We start from the raw sequence: 20,349 nt of genomic DNA, 5'->3' as shown, positions 1-20,349 counted from the left end.
CATTAACATCTGTTTAATTCTGATTTCCATTGTGCCTCAGACCCGAAAAACAGCGCCTGGCTGCTCCTCACCCTGAATTGCACCTTTATTTAATTCTCCAGTTGTTGAATATCGTATAGCCCATAAACGAAAAACGCCACGTCTGAGCGCGGCGTTTGCCTGGTTTTCTTACTTTTGCTGCCGCTGCGCCCGCTTTTACTGCGGAGAAGACAAAAAGAAAGGGTTGAGATCGCTCAACCCTTGCATATTGGCAGGACAAAACGCTTAGGAGCGTTTCATCATGTCAAAGAACTCATCGTTAGTCTTGGTCATCGCCAGCTTGTTGATGAGGAACTCCATCGCGTCAATTTCACCCATTGGGTGGATGATTTTGCGCAGGATCCACATTTTCTGCAGTTCTTCAGAGCTGGTAAGCAGCTCTTCTTTACGGGTGCCGGAGCGGTTGTAATCAATCGCCGGGAACACGCGCTTCTCAGCGATTTTACGCGCCAGATGCAGTTCCATGTTGCCAGTACCTTTAAATTCTTCGTAAATCACTTCATCCATCTTCGAACCGGTGTCGACCAGCGCGGTGGCGATGATGGTCAGGCTTCCGCCCTCTTCCACGTTACGGGCAGCACCGAAGAAGCGTTTTGGACGGTGCAGGGCGTTAGCATCCACACCACCGGTCAGGACTTTACCGGAAGCCGGAACCACGGTGTTGTAAGCACGCGCCAGACGGGTGATGGAATCCAGCAGGATGATCACATCTTTTTTGTGCTCAACCAGACGCTTGGCCTTCTCAATCACCATTTCTGCAACCTGCACGTGGCGGGAAGCTGGCTCATCAAAGGTGGAAGCGATCACTTCGCCTTTCACCAGACGCTGCATCTCGGTCACTTCTTCCGGACGTTCGTCAATCAGCAACACCATCAGCACACAGTCAGGATGGTTGTAAGCGATGCTCTGCGCGATGTTCTGCAGCAGCATGGTTTTACCGGCTTTCGGCGGTGCCACAATCAGGCCACGCTGACCACGACCGATTGGCGAAGCCAGATCCAGCACGCGCGCCGTTAAGTCTTCAGTAGAACCGTTACCACGCTCCATACGCAGACGAGAGTTTGCGTGCAGCGGCGTTAAGTTCTCAAAGAGAATTTTGCTACGGGCGTTTTCCGGCTTGTCGTAGTTAACTTCGTTAACTTTCAGCAGGGCAAAATAGCGCTCACCTTCTTTTGGTGGACGGATTTTACCGGAAATGGTGTCACCTGTGCGGAGGTTGAAGCGGCGGATTTGGCTGGGAGAAACATAGATATCGTCGGGACCGGCGAGGTAGGAGCTGTCTCCGGAACGGAGGAAACCAAATCCATCCTGCAATATCTCCAGTACGCCATCGCCAAAGATATCTTCCCCACTTTTCGCATGCTGCTTAAGGATGGAGAAGATAATGTCCTGTTTGCGCATGCGGGCAAGGTTTTCCAGCCCCATGTTTTCGCCGAGTGTAATCAGATCTGAAACCGGCGTATTTTTTAATTCGGTAAGATTCATAATGGTGGGTTCTTAAAGGGGTAAATCTCGAAGTATTTGTCGTAAGTGGTATGGCGAAAAATCCATGCCTGTTAATGGCACTCTTGTCAGGATCCGCTCGGAGATCACGTGCAGGATTACGCAGATCTGAGACGAGGAGACGGTAAGGACAAGACGCCGAAATTTCTGATGATGCTAACCGTCAGATTGCTGAATGTCTGTAAGATTGAGATGAATACAGTGTTCAACAAGGAATAAAGCTTAGATTCAAACTACAGGTAAGTTCGTAGTGCAGTAAAAGTAAGTTAGCACGCCTGATGGCAAACGTCTAGCAGTGAACTGAAAATAAGCCGGAAGCCTGACAGAGGGGCAAGAAAGCCCCGCTGTCAGCTGCCGGACAGGCTGCTTAGCCCAGATTCGCGTTCAGGAATTCTTTGAGCTGGCCTTTAGAGAGGGCGCCCACTTTGGTCGCCGCCACTTCGCCGTCTTTGAACAGCAGCAAAGTTGGAATACCACGGATACCGTACTTCGGCGCAGTGCCTGGGTTTTCGTCGATATTCAGTTTTGCGATTGTCAGCTTGCCGTCGTACTCTTCGGCTACTTCATCGAGAATCGGGGCGATCATTTTGCATGGACCACACCACTCTGCCCAGAAGTCTACCAGCGTCAAACCATTTGCTTTCAGTACGTCGGTTTCGAAGCTGTCGTCGGTCAGGTGAACAATTTTATCGCTGCTCATGTCTTACTCCAAAAGATTATGCCTGGCTGGTTGGCGTAAAATCTGCCAACTTAGGTTGACTTTATTTCACCGGATACGCTTTCGTAAAGCAATAGTAAGCTGATATTCTACCACACTATGAGCAAAACACACTTAACCGAACAGAAGTTTTCCGACTTCGCCCTGCACCCTCAGGTCATAGAAGCCCTTGAAACTAAAGGCTTTCATAACTGCACGCCTATTCAGGCGTTGGCTTTGCCTTTCACGCTGAACGGGCGTGATGTAGCGGGACAGGCGCAAACCGGTACCGGCAAAACGATGGCGTTTCTGACGTCAACGTTCCATCATCTTCTTTCTCACCCTGCGCCGGAAGGCCGTCAGGTGAATCAGCCGCGTGCGTTGATCCTGGCCCCAACCCGCGAATTAGCCGTGCAGATTCATGCTGATGCAGAACCGCTGGCTCAGGTGACCGGCCTTAAGCTCGGGCTGGCCTATGGCGGTGACGGCTATGACAAACAGCTGAAAGTGCTGGAAAGCGGCGTCGATATTCTGATCGGCACCACCGGCAGGCTGATTGATTATGCCAAGCAGAATCACGTCAACTTAGGTGCCATTCAGGTGGTGGTGCTCGACGAAGCTGACCGGATGTTTGACCTCGGCTTCATTAAAGATATTCGCTGGTTGTTCCGCCGTATGCCGGCGGCAAACCAGCGTCTGAATATGCTGTTCTCTGCCACCCTTTCTTTCCGCGTTCGCGAACTGGCGTTCGAAAACATGAATAACGCCGAGTATGTGGAAGTCGAGCCGGAGCAGAAAACCGGGCACCGTATTAAAGAAGAGCTGTTCTACCCTTCTAACGAAGAGAAAATGCGCCTGCTGCAAACGTTGCTGGAAGAAGAGTGGCCGGATCGCGCAATCATTTTCGCTAACACCAAACACCGCTGTGAAGATATCTGGGGCCATCTGGCTGCCGATGGTCACCGTGTGGGTCTGTTGACCGGCGATGTGGCGCAGAAAAAACGCCTGCGTATCCTGGATGACTTCACCAGGGGCGACGTTGATATTCTGGTGGCAACAGACGTGGCCGCACGTGGTCTGCATATTCCAGCTGTTACCCATGTTTTCAACTACGATCTTCCTGACGATCGTGAAGATTACGTTCACCGTATTGGTCGTACCGGACGCGCTGGTGCCAACGGGCACTCCATCAGCCTGGCCTGCGAAGAGTACGCGCTTAATCTGCCTGCCATCGAAGAGTACATTGGCCACAGCATCACCGTGAGCCGTTACAACAGCGATGCACTGATGACCGAACTGCCACCGCCGAAGCGCCTGACGCGCAACCGCACTGGCAACGGCCCGCGTCGTGGCGGCAACAACAATCGCCGCAGCGGTCCACCGCGCAACAATAACCGCAAACGTTCAGGTTAAACGGCCTATGCTGAGCGCATCATCGCTTTATGCTGCGATAGATCTGGGATCTAACAGCTTTCATATGTTGGTGGTGCGCGAGGTGGCGGGGAACATCCAGACCGTCGCACGCATCAAGCGTAAAGTCCGGCTGGCTGCGGGCCTCGACAGCGACAGCCGCCTCTCGGATGAGGCGATGAAGCGGGGCTGGCAGTGTCTGCGGCTGTTCTCTGAACAGCTGCAGGATATCCCTCCTGAACAGATCCGCGTGGTCGCCACCGCAACCCTGCGCCTGGCTGCAAACGCTGGAACCTTCCTGCAAAAAGCCCAGCAAATTCTTAACTGCACGGTGAACGTCATCAGCGGTGAGGAAGAAGCACGCCTGATTTATCAGGGCGTGGCGCACACTACTGGCGGTTCAGACAAACGCCTGGTGGTGGATATCGGCGGAGGAAGTACCGAGCTGGTCACCGGCAGCGGCTCGCAAACTACCGCGCTGTTCAGCCTGTCCATGGGCTGCGTCACCTGGCTGGAGCGCTATTTTGGCGACCGCCATCTTGGCAAAGGTAATTTCGAACAGGCTGAGCAGGCCGCACGGGAGATGATCCGCCCGGTGGTGAGGCAACTGCGTGAGCAAGGCTGGCAGGTTTGCGTTGGTGCTTCCGGTACCGTCCAGGCGCTGCAGGAAATTATGATGGCTCAGGGCATGGATGAGCACATCACGCTGAACAAATTGCAGCAGCTTAAGCAGCGTGCCATTCAGTGCGGCAAGCTGGAAGAGCTGGAGATTGAAGGGCTGACGCTGGAACGTGCGCTGGTTTTCCCCAGCGGTCTGTCGATTTTAATCGCCATCTTCACCGAGCTGAATATCAACAGTATGACGCTGGCCGGTGGCGCGCTGCGCGAAGGTCTGGTGTACGGGATGCTGCATCTGCCAATCGACCGCGATATCCGCAGCCGTACGCTGCACAATATCCAGCGCCGGTTCACCATTGATTCCGAACAGGCCGAACGGGTTCGCCTGCTGGCCGAGAGCTTTGCCCGCCAGGTCAGCCACAGCTGGAAGCTGGATGACCGATGTCGCGAGCTGCTGGACAGCGCCTGTCTGATCCACGAAATCGGCCTCAGCGTGGATTTCAGACAGGCTCCGCAACACGCCGCCTATCTGGTCCGCCATCTTGATCTTCCCGGGTTCACTCCCGCACAGAAAAAGCTGCTGGCAACCTTGCTGCAAAATCAGGTGAACAGCATCGATCTGGCACTCCTCAGCCAGCAAAATGCCGTACCGCCGCGGATGGCAGAGAGGCTGTGTCGCCTGCTGCGTCTGGCCATTATTTTCGCCAGCCGCCGCCGCGATGATACTTTACCGGCGGTGCGTTTACACGCGGATGATGACAATCTCACCCTGACCTTACCGGCAGGCTGGCTGGATGCGCATCCCCTGCGGGAAGAGCTTCTGGAGCAGGAGTGCCACTGGCAGAGTTATGTGCACTGGTCGCTGACTGTCGCCTGATCCCGGCCTGATGTCTGATCCGGTGCTGATCAAGCCTGATGCCAGGCAGTTGAATGCTATGTTGATGCAGAAAGGGTTCATGTTAACGCATGAACCCTTTTATTATGCCGCAGGAATACCTTACGCTTTCTTCGCTTTTTCCAGCATCGCCTTCAGGTTCGCCACCCTGCTCTGCCCGGTCTGCATCCTCTCTTCCGCGCTGACCACCTTGCGCTCGGTTTCCCAGTTCAGATCGTCCTGCGGCAGTTCCAGCAAAAAGCGGCTCGGTTCAGGGCGCACCAGCTCACCGTACTGACGGCGCTCGCGGCACAGGGTGAAAGTCAGCTCTTTCTGCGCACGGGTAATCCCCACGTAGGCCAGACGGCGCTCTTCCTCAACGTTATTCTCATCGATACTGCTCTGGTGAGGCAGCAGCCCTTCCTCCATTCCCACCAGGTAAACGTAAGGGAACTCCAGCCCCTTCGACGCATGCAGGGTCATCAGCTGCACCTGATCCGTCTCTTCATCACTTTCGCCGCGCTCCATCATGTCGCGCAGCGTGAAACGTGTAACCACCTGCGTCAGCGTCATGGGTTCATCAATATCGCTGCCTTCGAGCATTTCCGTCATCCACTGGAACAGCGTGTTAACGTTCTTCATGCGCATTTCGGCGGCTTTCGGGCTGGCCGAGGTTTCAAACAGCCAGCTTTCATAATCTATCCCGCGGATCAGATCGCGTACTGCTGCAACAGGTTCACGTTCGGCAAGCACAGCAATTTCCTGCAGCCAGCCGGTAAAGCGCTGCAGCGACTCCAGCCCGCGTCCGGTCAGGGTTTGTCCCAGTCCCATATCAAAGCTGGCGCTGAACAGACTTTTGTTGCGCTGCAGCGCCCATTCACCCAGTTTCTGCAGCGTGGCCGGGCCAATTTCACGCTTCGGCGTGTTAACAATACGCATAAAGGCGCTGTCGTCGTTGGCATTGGTCAGCACGCGCAGGTACGCGAGCAGGTCTTTGATCTCCGGCCGTGAGAAGAACGACGTACCGCCGGAAATACGGTAAGGGATACGGTTCTGCATCAGCATCTTTTCGAAGACGCGCGACTGATGGTTGCCACGATAAAGGATGGCGTAATCCTTATACTGCGTCTTATTGATAAAGTGGTGGGCGATCAGCTCGCCGGTAACGCGCTCGGCCTCATGCTCTTCATGATTGGCCGTCACCACTTTCAGCTCCGAGCCGTAACCCAACTCAGAGAACAGACGTTTTTCAAAAATGTGCGGATTATTGGCAATCAGGATATTCGCCGCTTTCAGAATACGCTCCGAGGAGCGGTAATTCTGCTCCAGTTTGATAACCTGCAGCGCCGGGAAATCTTCCTTCAGCAGCACCAGGTTTTGCGGCCGCGCGCCACGCCAGGAATAAATGGACTGATCGTCATCACCGACGACGGTAAACCGGCCGCGTGCCCCCACCAGCAGCTTCACCAGCTCGTACTGGCTGGTGTTGGTGTCCTGATATTCATCCACCAGCAGATAGCGGATGCGCTGCTGCCAGCGCTCCCGCACCTCCAGGTTCTGCTGGAACAGCAGCGTGGGTAGCAGGATCAGATCGTCGAAGTCCAGCACGTTGCAGGACTTCAGATGTTTGTCATACAGACTGTAGCAATGGGCAAAGATCTTATCGCGTTCAGACTGTGCAGCCGCTGCGGCGCGGGAAGGATCCATCAGATCGTTCTTCCAGTTTGAGATCGTTGATATCAGCTGCTGCAGCAGATTCTTGTCGTTCTCCAGCCACTCTTCGGTCAGCTCTTTCAACAACGCCAGCTGATCCTGGTCGTCAAACAACGAGAAGTTCGACTTCATCCCCAGCGCGGCGTATTCGCGTTTAATGATCTCCAGCCCCAGCGTGTGGAAGGTTGAGATCATCAGGCCACGGGCCTCTTTTCGCCCAAGGGTTTGCGCCACGCGCTCTTTCATCTCGCGCGAGGCCTTGTTGGTAAAGGTCACCGCAGCGATATGTCGTGCCTGATAGCCGCACTCGCGGATCAGATGGGCAATTTTGTTAGTGATCACGCGCGTTTTGCCCGAGCCTGCACCGGCCAACACCAGACAGGGCCCGGTGACAAATTCGACGGCGTGTTGCTGACCAGGATTAAGACGCATAAGGGAGTCGCTCGATGAAATGACAGAGGGAAAGAAATCACAGCGTGGTAGTATAGCCAGCAGCATCCATACGACTCAAGGTACGATCATGGCAAAAACCGCAGCAGCACTCCATATCCTTGTTAAGGAAGAGAAACAGGCGCAGGACATTCTGGCTCAGCTGGAACAGGGCGCTGATTTTGAAAAGCTGGCTAAAAAGCACTCTACCTGCCCGTCAGGCAAGAAAGGCGGCCATCTGGGCGAATTCAAGCAGGGCGCAATGGTTCCGGCTTTCGATAAAGTGGTGTTCTCCTGCCCACTTCTCGTGCCTTATGGCCCACTGCACACGCAGTTCGGTTACCACATCATTAAGGTGCTGTACCGCAACTGATCCTGAATTGCAGGCAAAAAAAAAGAGCGGATATCCGCTCTTTTTTGTTTTCAGCGCCGGTCTTCACCGGCAGCTGAGATTAGCCTGCTACCGCGATACGTTTCATATCAGTCATGTAGCCACGCAGTTTGCGGCCCACGGCTTCGATAGCATGGTTGCGGATCGCTTCGTTAACGTCGCGCAGCTGTGCGTTATCGATGGTGGTTGAACCAGCCGTCGCTTTGCCCAGATCGCCAGCCTGCAGTGTGGTCATGAACTCTTTCAGCAGCGGCACCGCCGCATAAGAGAACAGGTAATTACCGTATTCTGCGGTATCAGAGATAACCACGTTCATTTCGTACAAACGCTTACGGGCAATGGTATTAGCAATCAGCGGCAGTTCGTGCAGTGATTCGTAATAGGCTGACTCTTCGATGATACCGGCCGCCACCATAGTTTCAAATGCCAGCTCAACGCCCGCTTTCACCATTGCGATCATCACCACGCCTTCATCAAAGTAATCCTGCTCGGCAATTTTGCCTTCGAACTGCGGTGCAGTTTCGAATGCGGTTTTACCTGTCTCTTCACGCCAGCCCAGCAGTTTCTTGTCGTCGTTCGCCCAGTCAGCCATCATGCCGGAAGAGAATTCACCGGAGATGATGTCATCCATGTGCTTTTGGAACAGCGGTGCCATGATGGTTTTCAGCTGCTCAGACAGCGCAAATGCACGAACTTTGGCCGGGTTGGAGAGGCGGTCCATCATCAGGGTGATACCCCCCTGCTTCAGCGCTTCGGTCACGGTTTCCCAGCCGAACTGGATCAGTTTTTCAGCGTAGGCCGGGTCGGTACCTTCAGCCACCAGCTTGTCGAAGCACAGCAGAGAACCCGCCTGCAGCATACCGCACAGGATGGTCTGCTCGCCCATCAGGTCAGACTTCACTTCGGCGACGAAAGAAGATTCCAGCACGCCCGCACGGTGACCGCCGGTGGCTGCTGCCCAGGCCTTGGCAATCGCCATGCCTTCACCTTTTGGATCGTTTTCCGGGTGAACCGCGATCAGCGTTGGCACACCGAAACCACGTTTGTACTCTTCACGAACTTCTGTACCCGGGCACTTCGGTGCGACCATCACAACAGTAATGTCTTTACGAACCTGCTCACCCACTTCAACAATGTTGAAGCCGTGCGAGTAACCCAGCGCTGCGCCGTCTTTCATCAGCGGCTGCACAGCCTGAACCACAGAAGTATGCTGCTTGTCCGGAGTCAGGTTGACCACCAGGTCAGCCTGCGGGATCAGTTCTTCGTAGGTGCCCACTTTGAAACCGTTTTCGGTCGCTTTACGCCAGGAAGCACGCTTCTCGGCAATCGCTTCAGCACGCAGAGCATAGGCGATATCCAGACCGGAATCACGCATGTTCAGACCCTGGTTCAGACCCTGAGCACCACAACCCACGATGACGACTTTTTTACCTTTCAGGTAGCTCGCTTCATCAGCAAATTCATCACGCGCCATAAAGCGGCATTTACCTAATTGCGCTAACTGGTTGCGCAGGTTCAAAGTATTGAAATAGTTAGCCATGGGTACTCCGTATAGGGTTGTGTTTATCTTTTATTAGTTGGTGATACCGTCCAGCGGCTCACCCTGAATAATCCCTATCATATGACAGGAAATGCATTGCTTAAATTGATATATTAACAACGTGATATTGCAAGAACTGCAACGCTAAAATGAGGCCTCCGGCGTATGGATTTACGAGATTTGAAACTGTTTCTGCACCTGGCCGAGAGCCGACATTTTGGCCGCAGCGCCCGGGCGATGCATGTCAGTCCCTCCACCCTGTCGCGGCAAATCCAGCGCATGGAAGAAGACCTGGGTCAGACTCTGTTCCTGCGAGATAACCGCACCGTCACGCTGACGGATGCCGGAGAGCAGCTGCGCCAGTTTGCCCAGCAGACTCTGCTGCAGTATCAGCAGCTGCGCCATTCCATCGGCCAGAATGGCCCTTCACTCAGCGGCGAACTGCGGCTGTTCTGCTCGGTCACCGCGGCGTACAGTCATCTGCCGCCGATCCTGGACCGTTTTCGTGCCGAACATCCGCTGGTTGAAATCAAACTCAACACCGGCGACGCCGCCGATGCCGTGGAGAAAGTGCAAAGCGCCGAGGCTGATATCGCCATTGCCGGGCGGCCAGAAACGCTGCCGGGCAGTATTGGTTTTACGCCTCTGGGACTGATTCCGCTAGTGCTGATTGCCCCGGCTTTGCCCTGCCCGGTGCGCAGCCAGGCGACCCAACCGGAGCCTGACTGGTCACAAATTCCATTTATCCTGCCGGATCAGGGGCCTGCCCGCCAGCGCATTGATCTGTGGTTCCGCCGGCGTCGCATTCCCAACCCGCTGATCTATGCCACCGTTGCCGGGCATGAGGCGATTGTCTCGATGGTGGCGCTGGGATGCGGCATAGCACTCCTGCCGGATGTGGTGCTGGAAAACAGCCCGGAGCCGGTACGTAACCGTATTCTTGAGCTGGACAGCGTCGAGATGGTGGCACCGTTCGAGCTTGGCGTTTGCGTACAAAAAAAGCGGCTCAATGAGCCGCTTATCGATGCATTCTGGAGCCTGTTGTAACTAGCCCGCGAGGAAGAAGCTGAACGCCGGGTTATGGGTTTCGTCATGGAAATCATAGCCCAGCGCCTGAAGATGCTCTTCAAACTGCGGCTCGTTATCCCCAAGTTCAAAACCGGCCAGCACGCGACCGTAATCGGTGCCGTGACTGCGATAGTGGAACAGAGAAATATTCCAGTGAGTGCCCAGAGTTTGCAGGAAACGCAGCAGTGCGCCCGGCGCTTCAGGGAACTCAAAGCTGAACAACCGCTCGCGCAGCGGTTTTGAGGGGCGACCGCCGACCATGTAGCGTACGTGCAGCTTCGCCATTTCATCGTCGGAGAGATCGACCACCTTGTAGCCGCCTTCATCCAGCAGTTGCAGGATCTCGCTCCGCTCTTCCAGCCCGCGCGTCAGCCGCACGCCGACAAAAATACAGGCGCTGTCGGCATTGGCATAACGGTAGTTGAATTCGGTAACCGATCGGCCGCCAAGCAGCTGACAGAACTTCAGGAAGCTGCCCTTCTGCTCAGGAATGGTGACGGCCAGCAGGGCTTCCCGCTGTTCACCCAGCTCGCAACGCTCCGAGACGTAGCGCAGACCGTGGAAGTTGACATTGGCACCCGACAGCACGTGCGCAAGACGCTCGCCCTTGATCTGATGCTGCTGGATATACTTCTTCATCCCGGCCAGCGCCAGTGCGCCAGAGGGTTCAGCCACGGCGCGCACATCCTCGAACAGATCCTTCATCGCCGCACAAATTGAATCGCTGTCCACGGTGATAATGTCGTCGAGATACTCCTGGCAAAGACGGAAAGTTTCACTGCCGATACGCTTCACCGCCACCCCTTCGGCAAACAGCCCGACACGAGGCAGATCAACTGGATGACCGGCATCCAGCGCGGCTTTCAGGCAGGCAGAATCTTCCGCTTCCACCGCAATCACTTTGATCTGCGGCATCAGCTGCTTGATCAGTACGGCCACGCCCGCAGCCAGACCGCCCCCACCAACGGGTACGAATACCCGGTCAATGTGCGCATCCTGTTGCAGCAGCTCCATCGCCAGCGTGCCCTGCCCGGCAATCACCATCGGATGATCGAAAGGCGGCACGAAGGTATAGCCCTGCTGCTCAGCCAGCTCCTGCGCTTTGCCCTTCGCCTCGTCAAAGTTTGCCCCGAACAGGAAAGCCTCACCGCCAAATGCCCGCACCGCATCCACTTTAATATCGGCGGTTGCAACCGGCATCACGATCAGGGATTTAATCCCTAATTTAGTTGCCGACAGCGCCACACCCTGAGCATGGTTGCCCGCAGAAGCGGTAACCACTCCCCGGGCTTTCTGCTCTTCGGTCAGCGTCGCAATCATCGCGTAAGCCCCGCGCAGCTTGAAGCTGTGCACGGGCTGACGATCTTCACGCTTCACCAGAATGGTGTTGCCCAGACGGGAAGAGATCTTCTCCATCTTCTGCAACGGGGTGACCTGCGCCACTTCGTACACCGGCGAGCGGAGAACCGCCCTCAGATACTCCGCGCCGCAAGGCTCGGCGGGTAGCGGTTGAGACTCAGCCATGTTTGTTAGCCTCCCAGCTTACTCTTGTCACGCACCGCACCTTTGTCTGCGCTGGTTGCCAGTAAGGCATAAGCACGCAGGGCAAAGGAGACCTGACGCTCACGGCCATGAGGGGTATAAGCCGCTTCACCGCGAGCCTCTTCCTCTTCACGACGGGCGTGCAGTTCATTGTCCGGCACATCCAGTTTGATGCCACGGTTAGGAATATCGATATCGATCATGTCGCCATCTTTTACCAGCGCGATAGTGCCACCGCTGGCCGCTTCCGGAGAAGCATGGCCGATAGACAGGCCGGAAGTGCCGCCGGAGAAACGACCATCGGTGATCAGCGCACAGCTTTTGCCGAGACCCATCGACTTCAGGTAGGTGGTCGGGTAGAGCATTTCCTGCATACCCGGCCCGCCTTTTGGCCCTTCGTAGCGGATCACCACCACGTCACCGGCAATCACTTTACCGCCCAGAATAGCGGCAACCGCATCATCCTGGCTTTCGTAGACTTTCGCCGGACCACGGAAGGTCAGACTCTCTTTATCCACGCCTGCGGTCTTAACGATACAGCCGTCTTCGGCCATGTTGCCGTACAGCACGGCCAGGCCACCGTCCTGACTGAAGGCGAATTCGCGGGAACGAATACAGCCTTCTTTACGGTCATCATCCAGCGTGTCCCAGCGCGTATGCTGAGAGAATGCCTGAGTGGTTCGGATACCTGCCGGACCGGCGCGGAACATTTTCTTCACCGCTTCATCTTTGGTCAGCATGATATCGTAGCTGTCCAGCGTCTCCTGCAGGCTCAGGCCCAGCACGTTTCTGACGCTCTGATCCATCAGGCCCGCACGGCTCAACTCGCCGAGGATGCCAATCACGCCACCGGCACGGTGAACGTCTTCCATATGATATTTCTGGGTGCTTGGCGCCACTTTACACAGGTGTGGAACCTTGCGGGACAGACGGTCGATATCGGAGATGTTGAAGTCGATTTCGCCCTCCTGCGCGGCAGCCAGCAGGTGCAGAACGGTATTAGTTGAGCCGCCCATCGCGATATCCAGCGTCATGGCGTTCTCAAAAGCGGATTTGTTGGCGATGCTGCGTGGCAGCACGCTTTCATCGTCCTGCTCGTAATAGCGCTTCGCCAGACCGACGATACGCTTACCGGCATTCAGGAACAGGTCTTTACGATCAGCGTGAGTCGCCAGCAGCGAGCCGTTGCCCGGCTGAGACAGGCCCAGGGCTTCGGTCAGACAGTTCATGGAGTTAGCGGTGAACATCCCGGAGCAGGAACCGCAGGTCGGGCAGGCTGAACGTTCAATCTGCTCGCTGTCCGCATCGCTGACGTTCGGGTTGGCCCCCTGGATCATCGCATCAACCAAATCCAGCTTGATGATTTTGTCGGAGAGCTTGGTTTTACCGGCTTCCATCGGGCCGCCGGAAACGAAGATCACCGGAATATTCAGGCGCAGGGAAGCCATCAGCATTCCCGGGGTGATTTTGTCGCAGTTAGAGATACACACCATGGCATCGGCGCAGTGCGCGTTAACCATGTACTCCACGGAATCGGCGATTAATTCGCGGGAAGGCAGGGAGTAAAGCATGCCGCCATGTCCCATCGCGATGCCATCGTCCACGGCAATGGTGTTGAACTCTTTAGCCACGCCACCGGAAGCTTCAATCTGCTCAGCGACCAGTTTACCCAAATCGCGCAGGTGTACGTGACCCGGCACGAACTGTGTGAAGGAGTTAACCACGGCGATAATTGGTTTACCGAAGTCGTCATCGGTCATTCCGGTGGCGCGCCACAGGGCACGGGCACCAGCCATATTACGGCCATGAGTGGTGGTGGCGGAACGGTACTTAGGCATGCTCATACTCCAGAATCAGATAGTGCACGGGCGTCATCTGACGCCCGTGAAATGCTATTATTATGGGTTAACCGGATCCAGCCAGCCCCATTTGTCTTCGGTCTCACCAGTGAACAGGCCAAAGAATGCAGACTGAATACGACCGGTGACCGGGCCGCGTTTACCTTCACCAACCTGGATGCCGTCAACGCTGCGAACCGGGGTAATTTCAGCCGCGGTGCCGGACATAAAGACTTCGTCAGCCAGATACAGGGATTCACGGGACAGCACCTGTTCGCGAACTTCGATGCCCATGTCTTTCGCGAGCTTGATGATTGCATCACGGGTGATGCCCGGCAGCGCGGAAGAGGTGAATGGCGGGGTGAACAGGATGCCGTCTTTTACTTCAAACAGGTTTTCGCCTGCGCCTTCAGAGATATAGCCCTGGGTATCCAGCGCGATACCTTCCTGATAGCCGTGGCGGCGTGCTTCGCTACCGACCAGCAGAGATGAGAGGTAGTTACCACCGGCTTTAGCGGCAGTTGGCAGGGTGTTTGGTGCCACGCGGTTCCATGAGGAAACCATCGCATCGATGCCCTGCTCCAGCGCTTCAGCACCCAGGTAAGCTCCCCACGGGAAAGCAGCAATGATCACATCAGTGTCGTAGCCGTCAGGTGGGTTAACACCCAGGCCAACATCACCAACAAAGACCAGTGGGCGAATATAGGCGCTTTTCAGTTTGTTCACCCGCAGAACTTCGCGGCAGGCTTCCATCAGCTCGTCAACGCTCAGAGCGACCGGGAAACGATAGATTTTTGCAGAATCGCGCAGGCGCTGCATATGTTCACGATGGCGGAAGACTACCGGGCCCTTGTGCGAGTCGTAGCAGCGGACGCCTTCGAAGACAGACGTACCGTAGTGCAGTGCATGGGACATCACGCTGACCTTCGCATCTTCCCACTTAACCATCTCGCCATTGAACCAGATAAAGTCAGCTTTCTTCGTCATTCTAATTTCCTTTCGCGCTCAGGCGCGGATTTGTTGTGTTGTCTGTTGTTGGATCTGGACGCACGCGACATCCATCAGCTTGCTAAGTTGTGTTGACAGTAAATCGACTGAGCGCTGGCTGGCAACGGTCATTTCAATATTAATATTGTCGGTATTGCCGCCCGACGCCATATTCATCGCACACACCTGAAAACCACGGTGACGAACGACGCGCAAAATGCGCTCCAGTATTTCGGGCCGAAAGCGCGCTTCGATAGACAATTGATGCTGCATCATGAGGTTTTCTCCATCATATTTTCGTTGCTGGCACCTGGCGGTACCAGTGGCCAGACGTTCTCATGCTCGTCAATGGCGACGTGGAGCATGTACGGCCCTTTACTGTGCAGCAAAGCGTCTAATGCAGCGTCGACCTGGTCTTTACGGGTGATACGCTGGCCAGGGATATCAAAAGCGCTGGCAAGCGTGAGGAAATCGGGATTGTCGGACAGGTTGGTTTCACTGTAGCGTTCGGAGAAGAACAGCTCCTGCCACTGACGAACCATGCCTAAGCGCTGGTTGTCCAGCAGGACAATTTTCACCGGCAGTTGTTTGCGCTTGATGGTGCCCAGTTCCTGCACGTTCATCATGAAGGAACCGTCGCCCGAAACGCAAATAACCATGTCGTCAGGGCGGGCAACCTGAGCGCCTACCGCCGCTGGCAGTCCAAAGCCCATGGTGCCGAGACCGCTGGAAGTAATGAAGTTTTCCGGACGGGTGAAGCTCATATGTTGAGCAGACCACATCTGGTGTTGGCCCACGTCGGTGGTCACAATAGCACTGGCAGGTTTGCGGTCAGAAAGTTGTTTGAGGAAAAGAGGAGCGTAAATTGCCTCACCCGGATGGTCATAACGCCAGCCGTGTTCCGCTTTCAACGCCTGAACGTGTTCGCGCCATGCGGCGATATTCACTGGCTGATACAAGTCCGGCAGCAATTTGTTGAGCTCGCCGCGCAACGCTACATGGGCCTGACGCAGCTTATTCAGCTCTGCCGGATCGATATCCATATGGATAACGCTGGCATTCGGTGCGAAGGCATTGAGCTTGCCGGTTACGCGGTCGTCGAACCGCGCACCCACGGCGATCAACAGGTCGCATTGTTGAACAGCGAAGTTTGCCGCCTTGGTGCCGTGCATTCCCAGCATTCCCAGGTAGCAGCCATCCTGCACATCCGGCGTACCCAACCCTTTCAGAGTGGCAACAACAGGAATGCCGGTTTCTTTGGCAAAGGCACGCAGAGCATCGACGGCGTTTGCCATGCCAACACCGCCACCCACGTACAGAATCGGTTTTTGCGCCTGAGCCAGCATCGCCCGGGCCTGTTGCAGCTCATGAACAGGATGCTCATCCTCGTCCTCAACCGGCATCAGATGTGCGGTGAGTTCGCCAGAGGCCAGCTGAATATCTTTCGGAATATCAATCAGTACCGGGCCAGGGCGACCGGATTGGGCAATCGCGAAGGCTTCAGCCATTACCGCTGGCAGCTCTTCCAGTGACTCCACGAGGAAACTGTGCTTGGTACAAGCCAGAGACAAACCCAGGACATCAATTTCCTGAAAGGCATCAGTACCGATCAACCCGCCAGCAACCTGACCGGTGATCGCAACCACCGGAACAGAGTCCAGCAATGCATCAGCGAGGCCGGTGATCAGGTTGGTAGCCCCGGGGCCGGAAGTGGCGATGCAGACGCCCACTTTGCCGGTAGAACGGGCATAACCGATAGCAGCCATAGCAGCACCCTGCTCATGACGGCACAGTAGGTGCTCGACGCCGCCATCATAGAGCGCGTCATAGACGGGCATAATGGCTCCACCCGGATAGCCGAAAACAGTTTCGACACCCTGTACCCGCAACGCCTGAACCACCCACTGAGCACCATTCATAGTTATTTCCCCGTCTCTCGTTGGGAACAACAGCATTTTATTCTACTGTTCATCTTCTGTTCCTCTGTCGTTGAACCTTGCCAAAAAAAAACCCCCGGACCTTTCGGTGCGGGGGTTCTTCTGAATTCAGGCTTGATTTTTAAGCCTTTCTTCCTCCGAGCGTAGCCCCGCACGGCGTGATAATAATCACGACGACGCTAATGACGACCAGGCTTAGGACTCGTAGAAGGGCTTTCATTTGGATTCGATAATTTCACTTGTTCGAAGTAATGCCTACAGAGTTATCACAGTTAGCTTCTGAAGTTCAACTTTTTTCATCATTTTATTTTATGGCTGCTGTTGAAAAATCCAAAAAAACAAAGGTTATTCAGGGAATAAGGAAAATATTGAAATATATTCATTACTCACCTCACGTAACAAGTCTCAGTCCAGGGAAGAATTTTAACTTTTTGCGTGCCTCCCCGACAATTTCAGGAAACCTCTGTCGGCCAGAGCCGATTTTTTGCGAGCCATCCCGATGATGGAGAAGTTCTGCGTCGCCTCACCTGCTCAGACATTGCACACTGTTGGCCTACAAGGAGCGTCTATGTCGTTATCAATTACCTATACCCGGGCGGCAATTGGTGTGGAAGCACCGCTGGTCTCGGTAGAAGTCCATCTGAGCAGTGGCCTGCCCGCCCTGATGTTAGTGGGTTTGCCTGAGACTACGGTCAGGGAGGCACGCGAAAGGGTGCGCAGCGCGATGATCAATTGTGGGTTCGTCTTTCCTGCCAGGCGCATCACGGTGAACCTGGCCCCGGCCGATCTCCCCAAAGAAGGAGGCAGATACGACCTGCCTATCGCCATCGCGATTCTGGCGGCCTCAGAGCAGATTTCCGGGGATAAACTGGGGCAATACGAATTCGTGGGGGAGCTGGCACTGACGGGGGCTGTACGGGGCGTACAGGGCGCTATTCCTGCAGCAATGGCCGCTATTGCAGCCAGCCGCCAGCTGATCCTTTCAACGGACAATTTGTCTGAGGCCGGGTTGATCCGTCACGGTACCAGTCTGCTCAGTGACAATCTGCTGGAGGTCTGCGCTTTTCTTAATGGCCAGGCAGAACTTGAAGTCGCCCATTGCGAACACCAGCAGTTGCCACCTTTGCTGGGGGACTTAAATGAAATCATTGGGCAACAACAGGCTAAAAGAGCGTTAGAAATTACCGCTGCCGGTGGACATAACCTGCTGCTGATAGGACCACCGGGAACCGGAAAAACCATGCTGGCCAGCAGGCTTCCCGGGCTGATGCCACCTTTAAGCGATCGTGAGGCTCTGGAGAGCGCCGCGATTTCCAGTCTGGTCAGCGGTGGGGTGATGCGCCGTCAGTGGCGTCAGCGCCCTTTCAGAGCGCCTCATCACACGTCATCCCGCTATGCACTGGTTGGGGGTGGCTCATTGCCTAAACCCGGCGAAATCTCCCTGGCACACAACGGCATCCTTTTCCTGGATGAATTGCCGGAGTTTGAGCGTAAGACGCTGGATGCACTGCGGGAACCCATCGAATCAGGGGCAATCTGCCTCTCCAGAGCACGTGCAAAAGTCATCTATCCTGCTCACTTCCAGCTGGTTGCAGCGATGAATCCCAGCCCGACCGGACACCACAGCGGTACCCATAATCGCAGCACGCCCCAGCAGACACTGCGCTATCTCAGCCGCCTTTCCGGACCGTTTCTGGATCGTTTTGATCTGTCACTGGAAGTGCCTTTGTTACCCTCAGGCACTCTGAGCAGCAAACCACCTGCCAGTGAATCAAGCGAGGTCGTTCGCCAGCGCGTGCTGATTGCCCGTGAGCGCCAGCTTGCCCGCGCCGGGATCATTAACGAAGCAATGGGACCGAAGGAGATACAGCGTGCCTGCAGGATTGAGCAAGGAGATGCCTGCTGGCTGGAAGGGGTCTTAAATCAGCTGGGGCTGTCCGTACGCGCCTGGCAGCGTATTCTGAAGGTGGCGCGGACGATTGCCGATTTGGCAGGGGAAGAGAGTCTTCAGCGGCAGCATCTGAACGAAGCGCTGAGCTACCGGGCGATCGACAGGCTGCTCATTCATCTGCAAAAAAGTTTGGGGTAGTGTGGGCATCTGCGAAAAAGTCAGAGGCAATGCCATTTGCGACAAGCGAGAGGAAAATGGAGGTTTGCCAGGTGGCAAGGGGTAAAAAAACAGCCATGAAAAAAGGGGCCTGAGCCCCTTTATTCTTAATCTTCGCTGTCCGAATAGTCTTCCACCCCTTCCATCTGCGGCTTCCCGCCAGACAGAGTGTGAAAACGCTTGGGACGCTTAATGCGCGTCATGTATTTTGACCAAACCCGTTCTGCTTCAGTCAGCGGCTCGCGGATCCCACGGCACACTTCAATAAACAGACGCTCTTCTTCAGTCACAGGCTCACGCTTTGCCAGATCCAACTCGTTAAAAGCATAACCATAACGCTCAAGAAGTTGGGCTTCTTTGATGGTGAAATCACCGTGACGGGAGAACCCGCGTGGGTAATGTTTGTTATCAAAAAAACGATTCGTTGTTGCGAAGCTTTCCGCCATTTTACACGCTCCTAACTCTTTTATGGCCGTGCTATTTATGGCGCGGAGTATTAGATACGCTTGACAGAGTGTAAAACAAAACATTTAAATCATAACGACAAATGTTTTTTAGGAGATGGATGTGGATACGGAATTACTGAAGACCTTTCTTGAAGTGAGCAGAACACGCCACTTTGGCCGTGCCGCTGAAGCGCTCTATCTCACACAATCTGCCGTCAGTTTTCGCATCAGGCAGCTTGAAAATCAGCTGGGAGTGAATCTCTTTACCCGGCACCGTAACAATATCAGACTGACCTCAGCCGGTGAACGTCTGCTGCCGTATGCCGAGAGTCTGATGAGTACGTGGATGATGGCGAAGAAGGAAGTGTCGCACACCCAGCAGCATCATGAGCTGTCCATCGGGGCCAGTGCATCGCTTTGGGAGGCCTACCTGACGCCCTGGCTACAGACGCTCTATGAGAACCGGGAGAGCCTGCATCTGGAGGCAAGAGTGGCACAGCGCCACCTGCTGGTGAAGCAGTTGCATGAACGTCAGCTCGATCTGCTGATCACCACTGAAGCACCCAAAATGGATGAGCTGACCAGCCAGCAGATTGGTCATATTTCTCTGACGCTGTTTCGTTCGCGAAAAACGGAGAAACGCGAGAAATATGACTACATTAAGCTGGAATGGGGAGCGGATTTCCATCAACACGAAAGCTACCTGGCCGGAGCGGATGATGTCCCGGTGCTGACGACGACCTCGGCTCATCTGACCCGGCAGCTGTTACATACTACCGGTGCCTGTGCTTTTCTGCCGGATATCTGGCACAACGATTATCCGGACCTGACTGTGATCCCGGACACGCCTGTTGCTGTACGCCCACTTTACGCTGTCTGGTTGCAAAACAGCGATCAACAGACACATATCCGCCAGTTGCTCAAATTCCCGGTTAATACTCAGTAGTTTTCCGACTGGCGAAGGGAAATGGTCAGTTTACTGGCCATTTTTTTCGCCTGCAGTGCGGTAAAAAGGGATTATCAGACCTGAATGGGAGTAAAGAGGAGGCAAATTAGCTTTTTTCAGGACAAATTATCCGTTTTGAAGACAAAAAAAATCCTTTGCCGAAGCAAAGGATTGTTTTTATTTGGCAGGGGCGGAGAGACTCGAACTCCCAACACCCGGTTTTGGAGACCGGTGCTCTACCAATTGAACTACGCCCCTAAAAGG

At 54.9% G+C, this 20,349-nt stretch carries 17 protein-coding genes and 1 tRNA gene; 6 read left to right on the top strand and 12 right to left on the bottom strand.

Going from position 1 to position 20,349, the window contains the following annotated elements:
- Positions 1-264: 264 nt before the first annotated feature.
- Positions 265-1,524 carry a transcription termination factor Rho gene (gene rho / locus GSQ70_RS20935; protein ID WP_158784317.1) on the bottom strand — a complete coding sequence of 420 codons (1,260 nt, stop codon included), beginning with the start codon at positions 1,522-1,524 and terminating at the stop codon, positions 265-267.
- A gap of 385 nt (positions 1,525-1,909) precedes the next feature.
- Complete coding sequence (gene trxA, locus GSQ70_RS20930) at positions 1,910-2,242, bottom strand: thioredoxin TrxA (RefSeq protein ID WP_158784316.1); 333 nt, start codon at positions 2,240-2,242, stop codon at positions 1,910-1,912.
- Between the two features lie 117 nt (positions 2,243-2,359).
- Between trxA and rhlB the strand changes: the two genes are divergently transcribed.
- Positions 2,360-3,652, top strand: coding sequence for an ATP-dependent RNA helicase RhlB (rhlB, locus tag GSQ70_RS20925; protein ID WP_158784315.1), 1,293 nt, complete (start codon positions 2,360-2,362; stop codon positions 3,650-3,652).
- A gap of 7 nt (positions 3,653-3,659) precedes the next feature.
- Positions 3,660-5,144, top strand: coding sequence for a guanosine-5'-triphosphate,3'-diphosphate diphosphatase (gene gppA / locus GSQ70_RS20920; RefSeq protein WP_158784314.1), 1,485 nt, complete (start codon positions 3,660-3,662; stop codon positions 5,142-5,144).
- A 120-nt stretch (positions 5,145-5,264) separates the two neighbouring features.
- On the opposite strand, the gene rep is transcribed toward gppA, so the two are convergent.
- Positions 5,265-7,286 (bottom strand): DNA helicase Rep, encoded by a 2,022-nt coding sequence (rep, locus tag GSQ70_RS20915; protein ID WP_158784313.1) that lies wholly within the window; start codon positions 7,284-7,286, stop codon positions 5,265-5,267.
- A gap of 88 nt (positions 7,287-7,374) precedes the next feature.
- Here rep and ppiC point away from each other — a divergent pair, with 88 nt between their 5' ends.
- Positions 7,375-7,656: a peptidylprolyl isomerase PpiC gene (gene ppiC, locus GSQ70_RS20910; RefSeq protein ID WP_034898163.1), complete on the top strand. Its 282-nt coding sequence runs from the start codon at positions 7,375-7,377 to the stop codon at positions 7,654-7,656.
- Between the two features lie 79 nt (positions 7,657-7,735).
- On the opposite strand, the gene ilvC is transcribed toward ppiC, so the two are convergent.
- The gene (gene ilvC, locus GSQ70_RS20905; RefSeq protein ID WP_158784312.1) at positions 7,736-9,214 is read right to left on the bottom strand and encodes a ketol-acid reductoisomerase; all 1,479 of its coding nucleotides are present in this window, start codon (positions 9,212-9,214) and stop codon (positions 7,736-7,738) included.
- A 165-nt stretch (positions 9,215-9,379) separates the two neighbouring features.
- Here ilvC and ilvY point away from each other — a divergent pair, with 165 nt between their 5' ends.
- Entirely contained in the window at positions 9,380-10,261 is an 882-nt protein-coding gene (gene ilvY / locus GSQ70_RS20900) for an HTH-type transcriptional activator IlvY (protein ID WP_158784311.1), read from the top strand.
- On the opposite strand, the gene ilvA is transcribed toward ilvY, so the two are convergent.
- From ilvA to ilvL, 6 genes are all read right to left on the bottom strand, one after another.
- Positions 10,262-11,806, bottom strand: coding sequence for a threonine ammonia-lyase, biosynthetic (ilvA, locus tag GSQ70_RS20895; protein WP_158784310.1), 1,545 nt, complete (start codon positions 11,804-11,806; stop codon positions 10,262-10,264).
- A 5-nt stretch (positions 11,807-11,811) separates the two neighbouring features.
- A complete protein-coding gene (gene ilvD, locus GSQ70_RS20890) occupies positions 11,812-13,662 on the bottom strand; it encodes a dihydroxy-acid dehydratase (protein WP_158784309.1) in 1,851 nt (616 codons plus the stop codon).
- Positions 13,663-13,722: 60 nt separating this feature from the next.
- Positions 13,723-14,649: a branched-chain amino acid transaminase gene (locus GSQ70_RS20885; RefSeq protein ID WP_158784308.1), complete on the bottom strand. Its 927-nt coding sequence runs from the start codon at positions 14,647-14,649 to the stop codon at positions 13,723-13,725.
- Positions 14,650-14,667: 18 nt separating this feature from the next.
- Entirely contained in the window at positions 14,668-14,925 is a 258-nt protein-coding gene (ilvM, locus tag GSQ70_RS20880) for an acetolactate synthase 2 small subunit (protein ID WP_158784307.1), read from the bottom strand.
- Positions 14,922-16,568: an acetolactate synthase 2 catalytic subunit gene (gene ilvG, locus GSQ70_RS20875; RefSeq protein ID WP_158784306.1), complete on the bottom strand. Its 1,647-nt coding sequence runs from the start codon at positions 16,566-16,568 to the stop codon at positions 14,922-14,924. Before ilvG ends, ilvM begins: the two co-directional genes overlap by 4 nt.
- 139 nt (positions 16,569-16,707) lie before the next feature.
- Positions 16,708-16,806, bottom strand: coding sequence for an ilv operon leader peptide (ilvL, locus tag GSQ70_RS20870; protein WP_158784305.1), 99 nt, complete (start codon positions 16,804-16,806; stop codon positions 16,708-16,710).
- 348 nt (positions 16,807-17,154) lie between these two features.
- Here ilvL and GSQ70_RS20865 point away from each other — a divergent pair, with 348 nt between their 5' ends.
- Positions 17,155-18,675, top strand: coding sequence for a YifB family Mg chelatase-like AAA ATPase (locus tag GSQ70_RS20865; protein WP_158784304.1), 1,521 nt, complete (start codon positions 17,155-17,157; stop codon positions 18,673-18,675).
- A 125-nt stretch (positions 18,676-18,800) separates the two neighbouring features.
- Here GSQ70_RS20865 and GSQ70_RS20860 read toward each other — a convergent pair whose 3' ends face one another.
- Positions 18,801-19,139 (bottom strand): DUF413 domain-containing protein, encoded by a 339-nt coding sequence (locus GSQ70_RS20860; protein WP_158784303.1) that lies wholly within the window; start codon positions 19,137-19,139, stop codon positions 18,801-18,803.
- A 121-nt stretch (positions 19,140-19,260) separates the two neighbouring features.
- Between GSQ70_RS20860 and hdfR the strand changes: the two genes are divergently transcribed.
- On the top strand, positions 19,261-20,085 hold the full coding sequence (hdfR, locus tag GSQ70_RS20855) for an HTH-type transcriptional regulator HdfR (RefSeq protein WP_158784302.1): 825 nt from the start codon (positions 19,261-19,263) through the stop codon (positions 20,083-20,085).
- Positions 20,086-20,267: 182 nt separating this feature from the next.
- On the opposite strand, the gene GSQ70_RS20850 is transcribed toward hdfR, so the two are convergent.
- Positions 20,268-20,343: transfer RNA gene (locus GSQ70_RS20850), tRNA-Trp, on the bottom strand.
- Positions 20,344-20,349 lie beyond the last annotated feature (6 nt).

Source organism: Pantoea sp. BAV 3049 (assembly GCF_009765445.1).
In the GTDB taxonomy this organism is placed as follows: Bacteria; Pseudomonadota; Gammaproteobacteria; order Enterobacterales; family Enterobacteriaceae; genus Erwinia.
This window is presented reverse-complemented; position numbering and strand designations above follow the sequence as displayed.